This is a genomic window from Flavobacterium sharifuzzamanii, assembly GCF_003254585.1.
GTDB classification, from domain to species: Bacteria; Bacteroidota; Bacteroidia; order Flavobacteriales; family Flavobacteriaceae; genus Flavobacterium; species Flavobacterium sharifuzzamanii.
The window spans coordinates 263,634-283,957 of the sequence record NZ_QJGZ01000041.1 but is presented as its reverse complement, the minus strand read 5'-3'; the positions used below and the strand labels follow the sequence as shown (position 1 = coordinate 283,957).

Here is a 20,324-nt window from a genome sequence, read left to right as displayed (position 1 = left end):
AAAGAAAACCCGAAACACTTAAAGCGTTTCGGGTTTTATATGAGATGAATTACTTTTTAATTAGTAATTAAATTGTAATCTGTTATCTTCAATTTTAGCATTGTTTTTCAACGCTGGCAACACTCTGTTTACATCAGATGCGCTTTGAGCTTTTACTTTCTCTACATAAGCAGCGTGATTAGCAATTGCTGGAGCTTTTACAGTTTTGATGTTTTTTACAACATATACTCCAGTATTTCCTTCAATTGGAGCAGAGATTTTGTTTGCAGTTAAAGCAAATGCATTACCTACAACTCTTGGCTCTTGTCCAACTCCACCAGGTAAAACTGGATTATCTAGAGTTACATCAGCAGCTTGCTGAACAGCAACTCCCGCAGCTTTAGCGATAGCTTCAAGGCTTGAACCTTGCATTTTAGCTTTCAATAATTCTGCTTTTTTCTTGTTTTTCAAGATTGGCTCTACGTAAGGTCTTGCCATATCAACAGAAACTAAACCTGATTTATTTTCTCCTTTATATTGTGCAATAACGTGTCCGATGTTTGCAATTTCAAAACGTTTAACGTCACCTTTGCTTGTTTCTTTATCAAAAGCCCATCTTACAATGTTACGTTGGTTTCCTAATGGTCCAAACGCTTCATCCATAGCTTTTGCGTTAACTGGTTGAGCAACTTTTAAACCTAATTCTTTAGCTGCAGCATTGAAATCTTTATCAGCAGCATCCATTTCAAATTTAGTTGCTAATGTAAATACTTTATCAGAAGTAGCTTCAGATGGCTCGATTTTTTGCGCAATTGTAGCTAAACGAATTCCGTCTTGTTTATCTGTAATTTTGATAATGTGAAATCCGAAAGGAGTTTCAACTAGACCAACTTTACCAATTCCGTTGCTGAATACAAAATCATTGAAAGGTTTTACCATTTGGTTAGGACCAAAATATCCTAAATCACCACCTTGCTGTGCAGATGAATCATCAGAGCTTGTAAAAGCCAACATCATAAAACTATCTGGATTAGCTTGAACTTGTGCTAAAATTTCTTCAGCCTTAGCTTTAGCTTCTTCTTTTGTTCTTTTTTCTTTTGGATTTGGAGTTTGAGATCCTTCGTAACCAATTAAGATATGACTAGCTTTTGCATTAACACCAGCTTTAAATCCTTGAGATTTAGAAATTGCATAGTATCTTCCGTAAACGTATGGTCCGTAGATTGCTCCAGCAGGTAAGCTGAATAATTTGTCAGCATCAACAGCTGGCAATGCATTTTTAGGAACATAAGTAGAATCGTAAGGAACATCAGAATTTGCGTTTACAAATTCAGCAATGTTTGTAGCGCTTCTGAATCCTGGCAATGAATCGTTTTTACCTGTTTTTGCATTGTAAACAACACTTCCTGATAATAGTGCAGTTAATTTAGCTTTAATTTCAGCTTCATCTTCTTTAGATGCTTTATCTTCAACTAAAACATATTGAATTTCGCGAGTTGCATCTGCTTTGAATTTTTTCTCGTTTTTCTTCATATAAGCTACAATCTCATCATCAGAGATTTTTACTTCACTATCTTTAATAGAAGAATAAGGAGCAGCTGCAAAAGCAAAACTTACTTTATTAGTTTCCATTTCATACTTTAATTTTCCTTCACTAGCAGTTGTGTAAAGTCCTGATTTTATTAAAGTATTATAGATTTGAAATTTTGCGTTCAATTCAGCATCTTTCTCTTTTTGAGAGATGTATTGTGCAGCTTCTGGATTTGATTTAAAATAATCTTTGAACTTAACAACATCAAACATTCCTGCTGCGTTTAAGAACATTGGATTTTTACCAATATTTGGATCTGATTTTAAAACCTCTAAAATGTGTTTTTCACCAACTCTCAATCCTAATTTGTCAAATTGTGATGACAATAAAGCGATTGAAACTTCTTGATCCCAAACTCTGTTTGCAGCTTCAGTGGAAGTTATTCCTTGCCCACTTTTTTCAACATTACTAACTTTAACTCTAAAGTCTTCAAATGAAATATCTTTTCCATCGATGCTTCCTACATCTTTTGAACTTTGACCAAATGTTCCTCTTGTGAATAGATCTTGTATTATAAATGCAAATAATGCAAGTGCAATAACTCCTATCAATAAAGCGGAACGCTGTCTAATTTTTGCTAAAACTGCCATTTTATTATCGTTAATTTTATATTCAGTTTGCGAAAATACAATTATCTAGTTAATAACAATACAACTAGCGTTTTATTTTCAACATTTTTTTTCATTAATTTAAAAAATCACTCTTTAATTGTCAATTTGACTAGTTCTATTTTCTTATTTGACGCCTCTTCAATAAAGAAATGAAACTTATCTATTACAATCTTGTCTCCTTTTTGTGGGATTTCTTTTGTATGATTTACAATAAAACCACCTAATGTGCCATAAGAATCTTCTTCTGGAATCATTAATTTATAGGTTTCGTTTAGATACTCTACATCCAATCTAGTAGAAAACAAATACTTCCCTTCTCCTATCTCTTCTTCAATTAATTCTTCATCCAAATCATGTTCGTCTTCAATTTCACCAAAAAGCTCTTCCACAATATCTTCAATTGTAATGATTCCAGAAGTTCCTCCGTATTCATCTAAAACAACTGCAACGTTTTTTCGTTTTTTGATTAATAAATTCAAAACGTCTTTAATTAGAATAGTTTCTGGAACAAACTCTACTGTCATCAAAACCGATTTTATAGTCGCTGGCTTTTTAAACAAATCGAACGAATGCACATAACCGACAATATCGTCTAATGAATTCTGACTTATAATAATCTTAGAATAACCCGTTTCTATAAATAAGGCTCTAAGATCATCAACAGTATCAAAAAGATCTATATCTACAATTTCTGTTCGGGGCGTCATAATATCACGCGCCTTTACATTTGAAAATTCTAAAGCATTTTGAAAAATCTGAATTTCAGAATCAACCTCTTCATCTTCCTCAACGGTACTCATTTGTTCTGTAATGTAATTCCCCAACTCGATACGACTAAACAAATGGATTTGATTTCCTTCAGTCTTAAAGAATTTACTTAGCACAAAATCTGCAATCCAAATAAAAAATGTGGAGATATAATAAAATAATCGGTAGAATAAATAGGCCGGAAGCGCCAAAATTTTAATTAAAGAATTGGCATAAATCTGAAAAAAAACCTTCGGAAAAAATTCTGAAGTCAATAAAACTACAAATGTGGCAAGAAGTGTCTGAATGAGAATATTCCACCAATCAGAAAAAATCAATCCAAAATAAGCCATCCAACCTAAAATAAGATCGCCCATAAAAAAACCGTAAATCACCAAGGCCACATTGTTGCCAATAAGCATGGCAGCAATAAATTTGGATGGATTTTCGGTTAGTTTGGTTAAGATTCGAGACAGAAAATCGTCTTGTTTCTTTTCAATCTCAAGATAAATTTTGTTAGCGGATGTAAAAGCGATTTCCATCCCAGAGAAAAAGGCTGCTAGTATTAAACATATTATTATAATACTAATTTCCATTTTTATTGGTTTTTGTTTCGGTCGTTATGCTTATTAAGAAATCTTCTCCTAAAGAAAAACATAAAAATAGCCATTCCCGCAATTACAAAATAAAAAGGATAGCTCTCATCTCCCTCATTTAGTTTCACAATACCATCATAAGTAAAGAAAACTGCAAAAAGGATGTAAACGTATTGTGTATATTTTAAATAACCCATAATATTATAATTCTTTGTCTGATTCAATCTCACCGCTTATTCGCTGCGAATTGATCACTTTAAAATCTTTGCTAAAATCTATTCCCTGACCGTAGGAAACTCCTTTTATATCGGTCAATTTAAATTTTCTTTCTGTATAAAACCACTCGTTTTTCTGGTCGAAATACAATTGTTCTGTTTCTAAAACCTGTCCTGCTTCTGAAGTGATTTTTACTTTTCCTATCAAATCAATGATTCCAGTATTTTTATACGAAACAGCATAATTACCTTTTATAAAGGTACGCTTTTGCTTTTTATCATATAAAGTAACATCGATTCCTTTTGGGAATTCTGTAAAAGGAAAATCAAGATTAGAATAATCTAGCATTTTCGGACTGATCAAAACACCTGTAATGCGTCCAGAATCTGTATATTTAATATTTACAGTGTCTGCATCGCTGGCAGGAACAAATTCTGAGAAGTTAATTTTCTGAACTTCTTTAAAATTACTTTCGCATCCAAAAAATAGTGTCACAGCAAAAACTGTGACAGCTATGAGACTATATCTTTTTGGTAAATTCATTTGCCAAATGTAGTAAATTGTAATGAGCTTCTAAAAGATAATATGTTTTGATTATTGGTATTTGCTCTTCACAAACCATTTATCGTTGAAAGAGAAACTTACGCTGAAATTAACATAATTCTCTTGCACTAAATCTGCAGCAGTTGTACCACGCTTACCAAATTCAATTCCAAAGTTTACGTTTGAATAAGATCCAGGAATTGGAATTCCTGCTCCTAATGACATTCCGATATCTTTAATTGATTCGTTGTTTACAATTAGACCAATTTTTTCGTATTTCAAACCAGCTCTATAAGTAATTCTGCTCATATAACTTGTGAAAGAAGCATAGTTTGGAAGATAATATCCTCCAAGCGCATATTTAGAATAGCTTTCGTACCTTACATTATCAGCTGCATTGTAATAATTTCCTAACTGTCCATCTCCTTGAAAAGTCATATTTGCTCCTACAAGCCATTTTCTAGCTTCTCCAACTCCTAATCCAATACTTAATTTATTTGGAAGTTTTAGTTTTGTTGATTCTGTTGGAACTGCATAAGCTTCTGGATCACCTTGAACTGAAATCACTCTCGTATTGTCTGAATTAAGATTACTCGCAAAAGAATAGCTCAAACTAGAGAATATGCTCATCTTTTTATAGATCTTCTTCTGGTACATAGTCCCGAAACTGAATCCCATACCTGAAAGTTCAGAAGTATTCACTTCCGCTGTTCCATTTTGAACTCCAGTAATTGCTTCAACGCTTGTTGTTGTAATTTTTCCAAAATTATACTGCGCATCTACTCCGATATTCCAGTCTTTCATTATTTTATATGATAAACCAAAATATACCTTATTCACACCACCTTTTCCGTCAAGCTGTGAACTCGTAGCTCCTTCTGTTGCAGAATTGTCGTTACGAATTTTGTATCCTACTGAACTTACAGGAATTAAACCAAATGAAGCACCAAATTTTCCCATTGGGATTCCTAATGCTAAATAATCAAAAGTAGAACGCTGTGCTTTTTCTGATGCAGAATCCGTTTTTAAATTTGAAGTCGCAAATGTTCCTCCAACTGTAAAAGTTGTCTGAATTAAGCTGGCATAACTTGCCGGATTTTCTAAATTTAAGTGAATCGTATCTTGCTCTACTGCAACTCCTGCCATAGATCTATTTTCAAGAGTTCCCTTGAATCTCACATCTCCTATTCCGAAAAAAGAATAAGGTGAAGCAGTACCTTGTTGAGCGAATGAAACGAACGATATAAGCAAACAAGCGCTTAGTATTACTTTTTTAATCATTGTCGATTTTATATTGATATGTTTGGCTCAAACTCTCCAGAAGGAAATTTGAATTGGCAAATATGGTATTTTTTAATCGTTTAGCCAAAAAATCTGCATCGCCTCCCGTTAAAATTATGATAAAATTTGAAAACTGTTTACGATATTCATCGATAAAACCGTCAATCTCATAGACGAAACCATTAACAACACCAGAATGTATAGCTTGTGCCGTAGAGTTTCCTACATAAGAATCGGGTTCTTCTAAGGTTAGTAACGGCAGTCTGGCTGTAAAATTATGCAATGATTCATATCGTAAACGAAGACCTGGAGAGATGGCTCCTCCTAAATAATTGTCATTTTCGTCGATAAAATCGTAGGTAATGCAAGTTCCAGCATCTATAACTAAACGGTTTTGTTTAGGAAATTGCAATGTAGCTCCTGCAGCCAAAATCATCCTGTCTATTCCCAAAGTTTTTGGCGTCGCATATTTATTATGGAAAGGAAAAACATCTTCGTGGGTAAAAAAATGGACTTTGAGTCTATTTTCAAAAGTTAAAAAGGCCTGTTTTTCGATATTTCCTACTGAAGCAACAACCAAATCGGAGCATTTTGGATATTTTTCTAAAATTTTTTCAATTTTTTTTTCGAGTTCGTTTTTCTCAAAAACAAAATTTTCGAGAGCAGTATTATCCTCAAATACAGACGCTTTAATTCTGGTGTTTCCAACATCAACCGTTAAAATCATATTTCCTTTTTTGCTTTTGCGAAGATACGAATTGATTTTTTCTAAAAAATGTTTTGCACAAACCAAAAATGATTATATATTTGCACCCGCAACAAGCACGGTACCTTAGCTCAGATGGTAGAGCAATGGACTGAAAATCCATGTGTCCCTGGTTCGATCCCTGGAGGTACCACAAAACCCGAATAGAAATATTCGGGTTTTTTGTTTTTATACTTTTCTGTTTTGTCTAACCGCAAAGAGCGCAAAGGAAAAAAGCGAAAGGTTCGCAAAGTTTAAAAATGACTTTGCGAGCCTTGCGTAAATCTTTTGCGCTCTTTGCGGTTAAAAACCTCTTCAAATTTCCCTTTAGCTATAAAAATCACAATGTCAACAAATAAATAGTTTTTGTTAAAAAAGTATTGACTGAATAAAAAAATATCTTCTATATTCGTAAAACTGTATTTTTCTTTTTCATTCATTAACAAGATCTCAAAGCAGTTTTATGAGCAAAACTTCTACTAAAGGTATTTGGAAAGTAATTTCAGCCTCTTCAATGGGCACCATGATTGAATGGTACGATTTTTACATTTTTGGCAGTTTGGCTGTCGTTATTTCGACAAAATTTTTTCCTAGTGACAATCCAACTGCAGCGTTTTTATCTACTTTAGCCACATTTGCGGCCGGATTTGTAGTTCGTCCATTTGGGGCTTTATTTTTTGGAAGGCTTGGTGATATTATTGGACGCAAATATACTTTTATGGCTACCTTATTATTAATGGGTGGTTCTACTTTTTTAATTGGTTGTATTCCAAGTTATGAAACAATTGGCTTTCTCGCTCCTTTATTAGTTTTGATTTTACGATTACTTCAGGGACTTGCTCTCGGAGGAGAATATGGCGGAGCCGCAACTTATGTAGCCGAACATGCTCCAGCAGGAGAAAAAGGATATTGGACTTCTTGGATTCAGACTACTGCGACTGTGGGTTTATTTATTTCGCTGATGGTTATTCTAGCAACCAAAAGTGTGCTTTCTCCCGAAGCTTTTGATCTTTGGGGATGGCGTGTTCCTTTTTGGGTCTCTATTGCTATGGTTGGAGTTTCGTATCTGATTAGAAAAAATATGGATGAATCTCCTGTCTTCGCGAAAGCTAAAAAAGAGGGAACAACAAGTACAAATCCGTTAAAGGAAAGTTTTGGAAACCGATACAATTTAAAATTTGTTCTTTTAGCTTTATTTGGCGCTACTATGGGACAAGGCGTAGTCTGGTATACGGGACAATTCTATGCGATGAGTTTTATGAAAACCGTTATGAATGTTGATTCTTCGCAAGTTGATGAACTATTAGGAATTGCTCTTTTAATTGGAACTCCATTTTTTATTGTTTTTGGATGGCTGAGCGACAAAGTTGGCCGTAAATATATAATGATGTTCGGAATGTTGATTGCTATACTATCATACAGACCTATTTATAAGACGATGTACGACACAACTGATGTAAGCAAGAAAACAGAGATTCTTGGAACTCCAAAAATCACAACTGAAAATAAAGTTGACGGAAGTTCGGTTACGATTGTAGAAAAAAAATATACAGACGGTACATCCATGGTGGAGAAAAAAACGTACTTGGACAAAAAAGATGCTCAAATCAGCATTTCAACAACAATTAATTCAAGCGATAAATGGACATTAACCTTCTTAGTTTTTATTCAGGTATTATTTGTAACCATGGTTTATGGTCCGATTGCGGCATTTTTAGTAGAAATGTTTCCAACCAAAATTAGATATACTTCCATGTCTCTTCCTTATCATGTAGGAAATGGCATTTTTGGCGGATTGCTCCCTGCCATATCAACTTATTTTGTATCACACACCAAGACAGCAGGCAAAACCGATTTTTATTTGGATGGATTATGGTATCCGATAATTATTGCAGGAATCTGCTTTGTAATTGGAATGATTTATATTGACAACAAAAACAAAACTACTCACCTTTAAAATTTAAAAAATGAATGCGATTAAACAAGTTTTAGGGGCTTTATGGATTGCTTTAGCGGCCGCAGCGGCTTATTTCTGTGTCTTTGAGTTTGGTTTACCTAAACTACTTTCGGACCAGCAGGATGATTTGGTATTTGGTGCCATTATTCTATTTATACTTACGCCGCTTATTGTTATGGGTTTAGGAACATTTGGATATTATTCTCTAATTGGAGAATATAACAATAAAAAGAAATAATTATCTAAATCAAAAAAAAAGTTATTTTTGTAATCTAAAAACTACTAATTTAATATTTATATATGGGGGCTTGGGATTACGGAATATTTGATGACGATACCGCTTATGACTTTTTTGATGAAATAACAGAAAATGCTCAGACTTTCTTTAAATCATCATTTGAAAAAGCTATTAATTCAGAATATGTAGATTATGATGACTGCCATGCTGTCACAGTTTCTGGAGCATTCATTGATAATCTTCTAAATGGAACTAAATACAGAAATGACAATGAAGATAATGAAGATGAAACCAATGTTAATCTTTTTGGCTCTTTAAATAGAGATTTAAAAATTGATAATTTAAGACCATTAGCCGTAAGTGCATTAGAAAAAATCATAAGTGATAATTCTGAACTAAATGAGTTATGGTCTGAAAATGAAGAATTGTATCCAAAGTGGAAACAAAATATTCAAGATTTAATTAATCGTCTTAATTATTAAATTAACAAAAAAAAGGCTGTCTGCAATACGCAGAACAGCCCTTTTTCATTACTAACCTAACCAAATTTTTAATCTGTTAAGATTTATTTTTATGTTTATCTTTTAATAAACTTCATCATCTGAGTTTTGTTGTTTTCGTCAGAAGCTTTTACTATATACAATCCAGATTGTAATTCGCTTACCCCAAATTGAGAACCGACATCGCCATTTGAATTAAAAGTCTTTACCAATTGACCTGAAACAGAATAAATTTGAACTTTTACAAAACCAGCATTTAGCGTAAAATAATCTGCCACTGGATTTGGATATAGATTAACAGCATTTCCTTTTTCAAAATCCTCTATTGCTAAGTTTGCCACTTTGTTACCGTAAATTCTATATTCACCAGCTGGTAAATTTATTGGAGCATTTACATCTGTTACTGTAATAGTAGTATTGTCCATTAAATTATACCAAGTTCCGGCATACGGAAAGCCAGTTGCAATGTTTTGAGCCGTAGTATCAAAATTGGCTAAAATCAAAACGTCTTTTAACTGTGCGGAAGTTAAGCTGCTGTTGGTAATTTTAATGTTTACTGCTAAAGTCGCCGCATTGTTCATTGTTGCTGTTCCTAAAAATACTGGCTCAGTTTTTTTAAGCGTAATCATCTTAGCCCAATCGTTGTAAATTTTACTTCGATTAGAATTCCCTAACCAATTATTTACCCATTGAGGCTGTGGTTTAGTATCTAATTTACAATCTCCTCCTGTAGCATCTGAATCTGTATTTACGGAATTATCATTACAAGTAAAAATAGAGCTTTCCCAGCCTAGTTCTCCAAAATGCCAGATCATTTTTGGCCCTGGAATCAATAAAGAAACCGCGCCAATGGCCGACATTCTAGACAAAGCCGTATTTAATGTTTTCACATTATAAGCACCATTTACAGCTCCATACTGTACATTTTTATACATCAGACGCTCTTCGTCATGGCTTTCTGCATAACCCATTAAACGATTGGCAGCAAAACCACGATTTGCACTATTCATTCTATAAATATTGCTTTCAGAAGCATATCCCATCGACAATTGATTGTACTCTTTTGTCATTTTTCCCCACATCATTACACCTTTACTCGGTGTTTCTTCTACCTTGTAATTTGCCCATTCTTTTTCTTCTGCATCAGTTCCTAAATGTTCAAAAATGGTATAATGTGTCGGATCTATCGCCCATGAAAAATCAGCATATTTTTTCAGAATATCAACACGATCTTGTTTGTACGAATCGGTACAAGCATTATCTCCTGCTGTGCATAATTGCGTAAAGCCTTTGGTTAAATCCCAACGGAAACCGTCAATTTTATATTCTTCAATCCACTGCTTAATCACTCGATTTACATAATACTGCGTTTTTAGAGATTGATGATTAAAATCTTCACCAACGCTATAGCTGTGTTTTGCTACAGTATTAAAATACGGATTTTCTGCTGTTGGCGAACCAAAACCATCTCCATCTGGATCATTCATCCACATTCTCACCATCGGATTTCTTCCGAAAGCATGATTTAAAGCTACATCGAGAATTACAGCAATTCCGTTTTGGTGGCACAAATCAATAAACTCTTTTAATTTATCTGAAGTTCCGTAAAACTTATCCAGAGCCATATGAAATGAGGTATTATAACCCCAACTTTCATTGCCTTCAAATTCCATTACTGGCATTAATTCAATCGCATTGATTTTTAGATTTTTAAAGTAATCTATTTTATCAATTAAGCTTTGATAGCTTCTTGATGCATCAAAATCGCGAACCAAAACTTCATAAACTACCAATTTTTCTTTTTGAGGTTTTTCAAAATTAGTTACTTGCCAATTATACGGAGTCTGCCCTGTTTTTAAGACTGTAACCTCAAAATTTTGTCCCACAGGATAAACTGGCATATTTGGATATTTAGCAGCTGGAATCGAAGAATCATCATACGGAGATAATACTAAAGTAGAATAAGGATCTGCTGTTTTTACCATTGATGGCGAATTGGCAAGTGGCGTTGCATCGACAACCCAATACTGATATGTATTATTTTCACCTGAAACCAAACCTGTTATTTCTAACCAAAATTTTCCTGAAGACGGATCTTTTTTCATGGCATAGACTAATGTAGGTTGCCAATTATTAAAACTTCCTGCTACATATACAAAATCTTTTAGAGGTGCATCCAACACCAAAGTTGCTTTTGTAAAATCGGCAGGATTATAATTAATTCCGTCAACCAAACCTGCTGGCATAGCTTCTGAAACAGTGTTTGGATTTATAACTACTGCAAACTTCTTTGAAACTACGGTTGCTCCTTGAGTTGCAATTAATTCATAACTCTGATTTGCTGTAATATTAGAATGTGTATAAGAATAACTTGAAGTACTGCCATTTGTATTTATGATTGCCCCGTTGGCTTTTAAGGTATAACTCCCTGCTCCGCCAGTGTTAGTGGCACTAATGGTAAAATTTGAACCAGAATTAATAATTGTAGTACTGTTCTCAACTGGGGAAGTCAATGTTACCTGAAAAGAACCCACATTAAGGAAAAAATCAGAGCACGATGGAGCCAATTTTAAAGTTTGAGAACCTTCAGCATTTCTAAATACAATTCCCATTTTGGTTGCTGCAATTTGCTGAGCCGATGTTAATCCGAAATAGATACTAGGAGTAATTGTAATGCTCCAAGTGCCATTCGCATTTTTAGTCATTAGACCAACACCATCATCTGCACCCCAATTTCCTTTGGCGGTTTGCCAAGGACTTGCATCAGTACCAATTCCCGAATGCATATATACTTTTGTTGGATTAGTTCCCATTGTATTGCAAGTGCTTGATGCAAATGAAGCCGTAATCGTAATAGGCTCATTGACTTGAAATACTGCTGGTGAAACTGTTATCTGCTGAGCATCGACAATAATCGACAATAAAAAGAAAATAAAAAGTAATGTTTTTTTCATAATCTCGTGCTTTGTTTGGTTAGTTAGTTTGATTAAAAAAGGGCTATCTGGAGATAGCCCTTTTTTTTTACAGATTCCATTAAAAAACTAGTCTAATGTAATTTTTTTCGCACCATTGTCAATAGTTAAAACTCTTGCTCCAGTTGGTCCAGTATATTTAAAGTTACTATCACCGTCGCCAGCGTTTACTAATTCGTCATCGATAGTGTAACCCAATCCTGAATAATAAGTATAATTGTGACTTGCATCCCAGTTACCATTACTTGTAAAGTTATTTCCTAAGAATTCTCTAAATGCTTCTCCACTTTTAAGAACAACTTTTACTTGATAAACATCTGTTTTACCAACTACTAACGGGAATTCTGTTTCAGCATCACCATCCCATGACCATCCTCCTGGAGTAGCAGCACCAACTAACCAGTGAGAAGTTGCTAATGGAGTGTGATAAGGAGTTGCTTTAAAAGTATAGAAGTTAGAATATTGCGCTTCTGCTCCAGTACCAACTGTAGCTTTAATACGAATATCAACATTGTTTTCTTCTTTCTCTATAAAACCTCCGTTAACTAAAGCTGAATTTAATTCTGCAACAGTTAAAGCTCTGTAACGTGCTGTTGTTGTAGTAACTGCAACAGGTGCAGCAAATTTTGTTCCTGCTTTTGCAATTTCAATCGTATAATTAATAACAGTTGCTGTACCATCGTATTTTGCATAATCCCAAATTACTGTAGTTGCAATCTCTTTTTCATTTTCCTTTGTAAGGACAATATTAAAATCGTTTTGCGGGCTAAGCAAAACCGGTGCCGATTCTGGTGTAATTACCGGTCTATCTTCTACATCATCAGCATTACACGACACTGCTAATACACCAATGAATGCGATTAAAATTTTATATATATTTTTCATTTTATTTACTTTTTATAAGGGTTAGTTAGTATCCTGGATTTTGTTTTAAAGTTGGGTTTGCTTGAATAGTTCGTGACGGAATAGGCATCAAGTCTCTGAATGAGTCTGTACCACTACCATTTTTTACGCCACCTTTCCATTGCCAGATTTTAGACGATCCTGTGAATTTGCCAAAACGAATTAAATCTGTTCTTCTATGACATTCCCAAAACAATTCACGTCCTCTCTCATCTAAAAGAAAATCTAATGTTAATTCAGAATTTGTAATAACACCAGCACCAGCTCTTGCTCTAATTTTATTTACATATTCTAAAGCCAATGCAGCATTACCAGACGACGCACCTCTTAGTGTAGCTTCAGCGTACATTAAATACACATCTGACAATCTGTACATTGGAAAATCTGTGTCTGGCATATCTGGTCTTTGTGCTTTAGAACCATCAGAATTTATATTTGTAAATTTTGTCACCGCATAACCGTTAGTAAATACTCCATAATCAGCTATATCCAAGGTTTGTCCATCAGTAAAAAATGTCCCTCTCTTATCGGAAGCTGCATTTACATCAGGAAATAATTGAACAAATTCTGGTCTTGTTCTGATACCAGACCAACCTCCATCCATTCCTTGATCGGCGCTAACCATTTTTCCTCCTATAGATGCGTGCAAAATAAAACTCATACCTCCACCTATTGCTCTAATTGCATTTCCATCTCCAACAATTGGGAAAATAACTTCAGTTTGCGCTCCATTTCTATTATTATCAGCAGAAAATAAGTAACGGTAAGGTACATTTGCAAAAGTATAAGCAGAACCCGTTACAATTTCGTTACATATTGTAGCTGCTTCATTATATCTTTCCGTTCCTGTATATACTTTAGAGTTTAAATAAATTTGTGCTAATAAAAATTTAGCAGCTGTTTTATCAACTCTACCATACTCATTTGATCCAGATGGAGCCAAAGTAGCATCCATATCTTTTAATTCTGACTCTACAAAAGCAAAAACTTCTGCTCTTGTTTTCTGTTCTGGGTAGAAAAATCCAACAGGATCATTTTCAGTAGTAATTGGTACATTTCCAAACAAGTCCATTAAGTTAACATAAGAGAATGCTCTTAAAAAACGTGCTTCTGCTCTTAAAGTACTCACTTCTGCTTTTAAATTAGCATCAACGCCTCTTGCAGTTAACTTCTCATCTGTTGATTGTCTTAAAAACTCATTAGCCACACTGATTTCATAAAAAGCACGTGAAAAAATTCCGTACAAGAACTGATTACTTGGGCTCCATTTTTGTCCATTTATAGCTGGCAAACCATCATCACTCCAAGCAACAATGGCTTCATCTGTTGGAAACTCCTGAGTAACAAACATCAATCTAAGGTAACTACTGAAATCTCCTCCAAGTCCAGAAATATCAGCTTGTCCGTCACCATCATTACCCCCTACATACAAACCTGCATATAATTTTGCCATTACTTGCTTGTACGATGCTGGATCTTGAAAAAAGTCATCAGAAAGAAACTCATCATCATCTGTTGGCTTCACATCTAAGTCACTCGTACATGAAGTAAGTGTCATACTTAATCCTAATATAAATAGGAGAAAATAAGATATATATTTAAATGATATTTTCATTTTGTTTATTTTTTAAATTTAATTTTCAATGTACTATTAGAAATTCGCGTTTACTCCAAACAAGAATGTTCTCGCTCTCGGATAAACATTATTATCTATTCCGTTGAATTTTTCAGGATCTAAACCATCGTATTTTGTAAGTACAAACACATTTTGAACTCCAGCTGTAAATCTTAATGAAGCTGCTTTTAATAATGTTTTATCAAATGTGTATCCTAATACAATGTTGTCTAACTTAATAAAAGAAGCATCTTTTACGTAATAATTGGAATAATTACGTTGTGTTCCGTTAGAGTTACTTTCAGTTGTAAAACCTGTGTTGTAATAATCTTTTGTAATATTTGCTAGATCTGAATCTCTTCTTAAACCTGCTTGCAAATATCCTTTATCAGAACTTACGTTATCGAAAATATAATTTCCTAAACTAGCTCTCCAGTTCATTGTAAAATCGAACTTTTTGTAATTCAATGTAGAATACAGTCCAAAAGTATAGTCTGCTGTTGGTTTATGATATTTATAACGGTCAGCATCTGTAATTACACCGTCACCATTTCTATCAGCGTAAGCACCTTGAATAGGTCTTTTGTTCGCATCATACAATTGCTCAAATACGAAGAATGAATTTGGTGCGTATCCTTCTGAGTGAATTAACACCTGATTCCCTGTACCACCAGCAATTACATCACCAGTAATATACCCTTGGAATCCAGGAACCTGAACTCCTAAATCAGAAATTTTCTGATCAATGTACGTTACGTTAGCAGCAAGATTCCATGTTAATTTATCATTTTTGATAATATCCGATTGAAGACTAAACTCAACCCCTTTTGTTCTTACGCTACCAATATTACTATATCCTTGATTTCTAATATTTGCTCCATCTGGAACTGGAATCTCAGCCAAAAGATCATTAGATTTTTTATCAAAATAGTTAACAGAACCTGTCAATCTTTCTTGAAAGAATCCAAAATCAACCCCAAGGTTCATTTCTGCTAAATCTTCCCATTTAATATCTTTGTTATACCCTTCAGGCCTTGCTGCTCTATAAATAACACCATCAAAAACATATTGTGTATTTAGCGTTCCTAATGTTACTCGCTGCAAATAATCATATGCACGCGGAATATCTTGCTGCCCAGTAGTTCCGTATCCAACTCTTAATTTTAAACTAGATAAAGTTTCATTGTCCTTTAAGAATGCTTCTTCTGCTAAGTTCCATGCAAAAGCACCTCCTGCAAAATTACCCCATCTGTTTTCTTTAGAGAAACGTGAAGTTCCGTCTCTTCTATAGTTAACAGTTAATAAATATCTACTGTCATATCCTAAATTCAAACGTCCAAAATACGACTGCAAGTTAACGTCTGCATCTGTTGTAACATCCGCAGGCGGATTAGGCTGTTTAATATCTCCTGAGTTAAATCCTTCTCTCTGGAATAGCTGATAGTTGTAACCAGCTGTAGCATCAATTTTAAACTTACCTATATCTTTAGTATAATTAAAGTATGTATTTAAATTTTTGTTCTGACGAGTATCTGTATAATGAGTATATCCTCCTAAATTAACCCAGTTACCTTTATCAAATGTGTTCGGCTGGTATCCTAAGATACTTTCAGTACTGATTGCATTATAACCATCACTATCAAATTTATCAATACCTGCTTCGGCAACGATTCTTAAATCTTCAAAGAAATGAAATTTATAATCTAATCTAATATTACCCCATTTTCTTGTAGAAGTTGCTCTTCTGTCTTCTTGATTTAATCTCGCTACAGGGTTTCTTGCTGGCAACAATGGCACATTCCCATTTGCTTCTAACCATTCAAAGTATCCTCCATATCTAGAACCTTCTTGATAAACTGACTGCGTTGGATCAAATATAATAGCACTACTAATTGCTGCTCCTTCATTTTGGAACTGATTTTTTCCAAAAGCTAAATTTCCTGTAATATCGATTTTTAAATGATTGTCAAATAAAACTGGATTTAACGATAACGATGTCGTAGTTCTCTCAAAAGAAGTATTCATTAATATTCCAGGATTATCAACATTCCCTACAGATAAACGCACTGGAAGTTTATTAAATAATGAACCACTAACCGATATATTATTATTTGTTGTAAGAGCCGTGTGAAAAATTTCATCCTGCCAATTAGTATTTGCTGTACCAAGTAAAGCTTTTTGAGCTGGAGTACCGTTTGTATTTACAATTGCACGATATTCATCAGCATTCATCACATCAACAGTATTAGCAACTGTATTTATACCAACTTGTGAACTGAAATTTACTTTTACACCACCTTTAGTTCCTTTTTTAGTTGTAATTACAATTACTCCATTTGCAGCACGAGAACCATAAATTGCTGCTGCAGATGCATCCTTAAGAACAGTGAAAGATTCAATATCATTAGGATCAATAGTAGACAAAACACTTGTAGCACCATCCGGTACAGCATTGCTCATTGGAAGCCCGTCAATAACAATTAATGGCTCATTAGAAGCACTTAATGAAGATCCTCCACGAATTCTAATATCTGCTTTTGCTCCTGGAGCTCCACCTCCAACTACATTTACACCAGCAATACGTCCGCTGATTAATGTCTCAGGAGTTACGTTAATCCCTTTATTAAAGTCTTTTGCCGCAATTTGAGAAACAGATCCTGTTGCGTCTTTTTTCTTCACAGTTCCGTAACCAACTTGCACCACAACTTCTTTAAGCTGATTGGTGTCTTCTTCTAAAGTAACGTTAAGTGTTTTTTGACCTGTGTACTCAATTGTTTCTGTTTTGTAACCAATAAAAGAAACAACAATTTTGTTACCATTTTTAACATTTGATAGCTGGTAATTTCCATCAAATCCAGTTGATGCACCGTTTGGAGCACCTTGTACATTTACATTTACTCCTGGTATTGGCTGACCTGTTGTTTTATCAACAACAGTCCCTTTTAAAGTGTTCTGAGCCAACACTGTAAAAGGCAACAATAGGAATAAAAATAACAACTTTTTGTAAATTGTTTTCATACTTTTTGTTTAAATTAGTTTTGAGTTTTTGAATGTTAGTTAAGTTTTTAATTTTACTTCGAATTTCAAAATTATGAATTTATTAACATGCTCAACCGCAGGCATTTTTTATTGCTTTACGAAAACGTGGTAGTGTTGAAAACTTTCTATTTTTTGTAATCTTTTAGCGTTAAAATTGCAAATACAAAAAATATTATACACCTTTATTATTAATTAGATTTTTTTGAATTAACTCCATGAAACGCAAAATAACCCTAAAACAGATTGCAAAGGAACTTGATGTATCTATTTCAACTGTCTCAAAATCACTTAGAAACAGTCTTGAAATTGGAGAAGAAACACGGTTAAAAGTTCAAGCTTTTGCGAAGTTTTATAACTACAAACCAAACAATATTGCTCTTAGTTTAAAAAACCGAAAAACGAAGAGTATTGGCATCATTATTCCCGAAATTGTACACTACTTTTTCTCTACGGTAATCAACGGAATTGAACAGGTTGCGAACGAATACGGCTATAGTGTTGTGATCTGTGTATCTGATGATTCTTTTGATAAAGAAGTCCTAAATATGGAGATGCTGGCCAACGGAAGCATCGACGGCTTTATCATGTCTCTTTCTAAAGAAACCCAGTTCAAAGGCGACTTCCATCATATTACAGAAGTTATCAATCAAGGAATGCCAGTTGTAATGTTTGACCGCGTTACAAATGATATTTTATGTGATAAAGTAATTATTGACGATAAATCTGCAGCGTATGAAGCCGTTCAGAGTTTAATTGACAGCGGACGTAAAAAAATCGCACTCGTAACAACAGTTGATTATGTAAGTGTCGGAAAACTAAGAACTGACGGTTACGAAAAAGCTTTACTAGATAACGGTCTTCCTTTCAATGAAGATTTAATCATAAAAATTGAAGATGTAGATACCTGCGAAATAACCATTTCTGAGCTTCTACACGCTAGAGCTTTCGATGCTGTTTTTGCTGTAAATGAGCTTTTTGCAGTAACTATTATCAAAACAGCAAATAAGATGGGATTGAAAGTTCCTGAAGATTTAGCGGTAATTGCATTTACAGACGGAATTATTTCGAAATACTCTACTCCAACCATTACAACAGTTAGTCAGAGTGGAGAAAAAATGGGAAATAAAGCAGCTAAAATGCTTATAGAAAGAATAGAAGCCGAGGATGATGATGACGAAGAACACAATGAAAATTATATAACAGAGGTTATAGAAACCCATCTAATAAAACGAGAATCTACTGACTAAAAACCTTAAAATCAACACTTTTTAAAGCCAGAAAAAATATTTATGCTTTTTTTATTAGTATATATAAAAAAATAATTTATAATTTTACGCCCGTCAAGGCTTTTAGTTTTACTTCGAAAGAAACAAAGTTTTGATAAGCAAAGCGCTTATCGTATAATTTTCACAAATTACGATAATGGAAAAGCGTAAATTAAGTTTCTGGGAAATCTGGAACATGAGTTTCGGATTCTTGGGAATCCAAATGGGGTTTGCACTTCAGAATGCAAATGCCAGCAGAATTCTTCAAATTTTTGGTGCTGATGTACATGAACTTTCGTGGTTCTGGATTATTGCTCCTCTTATGGGATTAATAGTTCAGCCTATCATTGGTCATTATAGCGACAAAACCTGGGGAAGATTCGGCAGACGAAAACCTTTCTTTTTAGTAGGAGCCGTTTTAGCTTCGGTAGGATTAATTCTGATGCCGCAGGCTAACATTTTCATTTCTGTTTTACCTGCCTTATGGGTTGGAGCGGGAATGTTAATGATCATGGATGCTTCTTTCAACATTGCAATGGAGCCTTTCAGAGCACTTGTCGGAGACAATTTAAGAACAGATCAACGCACTGCGGGATTTAGTATTCAAACTTCATTAATTGGTTTTGGAGCCGTAATTGGTTCTGCATTGCCATACATTCTTACGAAATATTTTGGCGTGCCAAACAGTACAGTTCCAGGAAGCGTTCCGTTAAACCTAACGTTGTCTTTCATCATTGGAGCAGCAGTTTTAATCGGTTCAATCTTAGTTACGCTATTCACAACAAAAGAATATTCACCAGAAGAATTGGCAAAATTTGAAGATCCACAAAATGATGCAATTCCTGATTCTGAAGAAAAATCAAAAATCACAGACATTTTTACCGATTTTGCAAAAATGCCTGTTACAATGCGTCAGTTAAGTTGGGTTCAGTTCTTCTCTTGGTTCGGATTATTCGGAATGTGGGTTTTTACCACTCCAGCAATCGCGCATCATATTTACGGTTTGTCGTTAGAAGACACTTCAAGCCAGCAATATCAAGATGCTGGTGACTGGGTTGGAATTTTGTTTGGTGTTTACAACTTAGTTTCTGCCATTGTCGCTTTGTTTTTCTTGCCCTATATCGCTAAAAAAATTGGAAGAAAAGCAACACATTCTCTTTCATTGGTCATTGGAGGAATTGGATTAATCTCCATTTATTTCATGCCAAATGAAGACTGGGTTGTACTACCAATGATCTTAATCGGAATTGCTTGGGCGAGTATCCTGGCAATGCCTTACGCTATTCTTGCGGGTTCCATTACACCTAAAAAAATGGGAGTTTACATGGGAATCTTCAACTTCTTTGTTGTTATTCCACAAATTGTAAATGCTCTAATCGGTGGTCCAATTGTAAAATACCTTTACAACGGAGACGCTATTTACGCCTTAGTTACAAGCGGAGTTAGTTTTCTAATTGCTGCTGCTTTAGTTTCTAAAGTAAAAGACGTAGACGACTTTACTCAAAAATCATAACAAAGAATTTTCC

At 34.3% G+C, this 20,324-nt stretch carries 16 protein-coding genes and 1 tRNA gene; 6 read left to right on the top strand and 11 right to left on the bottom strand.

Going from position 1 to position 20,324, the window contains the following annotated elements:
• Nucleotides 1-60 precede the first annotated feature (60 nt).
• The 6 genes from DMA14_RS18510 to DMA14_RS18485 form a co-directional block, all read right to left on the bottom strand.
• Complete coding sequence (locus tag DMA14_RS18510) at nucleotides 61-2,160, bottom strand: peptidylprolyl isomerase (RefSeq protein ID WP_111426039.1); 2,100 nt, start codon at nucleotides 2,158-2,160, stop codon at nucleotides 61-63.
• Nucleotides 2,161-2,267: 107 nt separating this feature from the next.
• A complete protein-coding gene (locus DMA14_RS18505) occupies nucleotides 2,268-3,524 on the bottom strand; it encodes a hemolysin family protein (protein WP_111426038.1) in 1,257 nt (418 codons plus the stop codon).
• Nucleotides 3,525-3,526: 2 nt separating this feature from the next.
• A complete protein-coding gene (locus tag DMA14_RS18500) occupies nucleotides 3,527-3,721 on the bottom strand; it encodes a hypothetical protein (RefSeq protein ID WP_111426242.1) in 195 nt (64 codons plus the stop codon).
• 4 nt (nucleotides 3,722-3,725) lie between these two features.
• A complete protein-coding gene (gene lptC, locus DMA14_RS18495; RefSeq protein WP_111426037.1) occupies nucleotides 3,726-4,283 on the bottom strand; it encodes an LPS export ABC transporter periplasmic protein LptC in 558 nt (185 codons plus the stop codon).
• A 51-nt stretch (nucleotides 4,284-4,334) separates the two neighbouring features.
• Nucleotides 4,335-5,564, bottom strand: a complete 1,230-nt coding sequence (locus DMA14_RS18490; protein ID WP_111426036.1) for a hypothetical protein — start codon at nucleotides 5,562-5,564, stop codon at nucleotides 4,335-4,337.
• Nucleotides 5,557-6,291 (bottom strand): type III pantothenate kinase, encoded by a 735-nt coding sequence (locus DMA14_RS18485; RefSeq protein ID WP_111426241.1) that lies wholly within the window; start codon nucleotides 6,289-6,291, stop codon nucleotides 5,557-5,559. Before DMA14_RS18485 ends, DMA14_RS18490 begins: the two co-directional genes overlap by 8 nt.
• Nucleotides 6,292-6,390: 99 nt before the next feature.
• On the opposite strand from DMA14_RS18485, the gene DMA14_RS18480 reads away from it, so the two are divergent.
• A tRNA-Phe gene (locus tag DMA14_RS18480) sits at nucleotides 6,391-6,463 on the top strand.
• Nucleotides 6,464-6,563: 100 nt separating this feature from the next.
• On the opposite strand, the gene DMA14_RS18475 is transcribed toward DMA14_RS18480, so the two are convergent.
• A complete protein-coding gene (locus DMA14_RS18475; protein ID WP_111426035.1) occupies nucleotides 6,564-6,749 on the bottom strand; it encodes a hypothetical protein in 186 nt (61 codons plus the stop codon).
• Between the two features lie 23 nt (nucleotides 6,750-6,772).
• On the opposite strand from DMA14_RS18475, the gene DMA14_RS18470 reads away from it, so the two are divergent.
• From DMA14_RS18470 to DMA14_RS18460, 3 genes are all read left to right on the top strand, one after another.
• Entirely contained in the window at nucleotides 6,773-8,266 is a 1,494-nt protein-coding gene (locus DMA14_RS18470; protein WP_111426034.1) for an MFS transporter, read from the top strand.
• Nucleotides 8,267-8,276: 10 nt separating this feature from the next.
• On the top strand, nucleotides 8,277-8,504 hold the full coding sequence (locus DMA14_RS18465) for a DUF6814 family protein (protein WP_111426033.1): 228 nt from the start codon (nucleotides 8,277-8,279) through the stop codon (nucleotides 8,502-8,504).
• Nucleotides 8,505-8,566: 62 nt separating this feature from the next.
• Nucleotides 8,567-8,986 carry a DUF4259 domain-containing protein gene (locus DMA14_RS18460; protein WP_111426032.1) on the top strand — a complete coding sequence of 140 codons (420 nt, stop codon included), beginning with the start codon at nucleotides 8,567-8,569 and terminating at the stop codon, nucleotides 8,984-8,986.
• A 95-nt stretch (nucleotides 8,987-9,081) separates the two neighbouring features.
• Here DMA14_RS18460 and DMA14_RS18455 read toward each other — a convergent pair whose 3' ends face one another.
• The 4 genes from DMA14_RS18455 to DMA14_RS18440 form a co-directional block, all read right to left on the bottom strand.
• On the bottom strand, nucleotides 9,082-11,958 hold the full coding sequence (locus DMA14_RS18455) for an alpha-amylase family glycosyl hydrolase (RefSeq protein ID WP_111426031.1): 2,877 nt from the start codon (nucleotides 11,956-11,958) through the stop codon (nucleotides 9,082-9,084).
• An 87-nt stretch (nucleotides 11,959-12,045) separates the two neighbouring features.
• Nucleotides 12,046-12,861 (bottom strand): SusE domain-containing protein, encoded by an 816-nt coding sequence (locus DMA14_RS18450; protein ID WP_111426030.1) that lies wholly within the window; start codon nucleotides 12,859-12,861, stop codon nucleotides 12,046-12,048.
• Nucleotides 12,862-12,886: 25 nt separating this feature from the next.
• The gene (locus DMA14_RS18445; protein ID WP_111426029.1) at nucleotides 12,887-14,494 is read right to left on the bottom strand and encodes a RagB/SusD family nutrient uptake outer membrane protein; all 1,608 of its coding nucleotides are present in this window, start codon (nucleotides 14,492-14,494) and stop codon (nucleotides 12,887-12,889) included.
• A gap of 36 nt (nucleotides 14,495-14,530) precedes the next feature.
• Nucleotides 14,531-17,512, bottom strand: a complete 2,982-nt coding sequence (locus DMA14_RS18440; protein ID WP_111426028.1) for a SusC/RagA family TonB-linked outer membrane protein — start codon at nucleotides 17,510-17,512, stop codon at nucleotides 14,531-14,533.
• 236 nt (nucleotides 17,513-17,748) lie between these two features.
• Between DMA14_RS18440 and DMA14_RS18435 the strand changes: the two genes are divergently transcribed.
• Both DMA14_RS18435 and DMA14_RS18430 read left to right on the top strand, forming a co-directional pair.
• Nucleotides 17,749-18,780 carry a LacI family DNA-binding transcriptional regulator gene (locus DMA14_RS18435; RefSeq protein WP_111426027.1) on the top strand — a complete coding sequence of 344 codons (1,032 nt, stop codon included), beginning with the start codon at nucleotides 17,749-17,751 and terminating at the stop codon, nucleotides 18,778-18,780.
• 175 nt (nucleotides 18,781-18,955) lie between these two features.
• Complete coding sequence (locus DMA14_RS18430; RefSeq protein ID WP_111426026.1) at nucleotides 18,956-20,311, top strand: MFS transporter; 1,356 nt, start codon at nucleotides 18,956-18,958, stop codon at nucleotides 20,309-20,311.
• Nucleotides 20,312-20,324 lie beyond the last annotated feature (13 nt).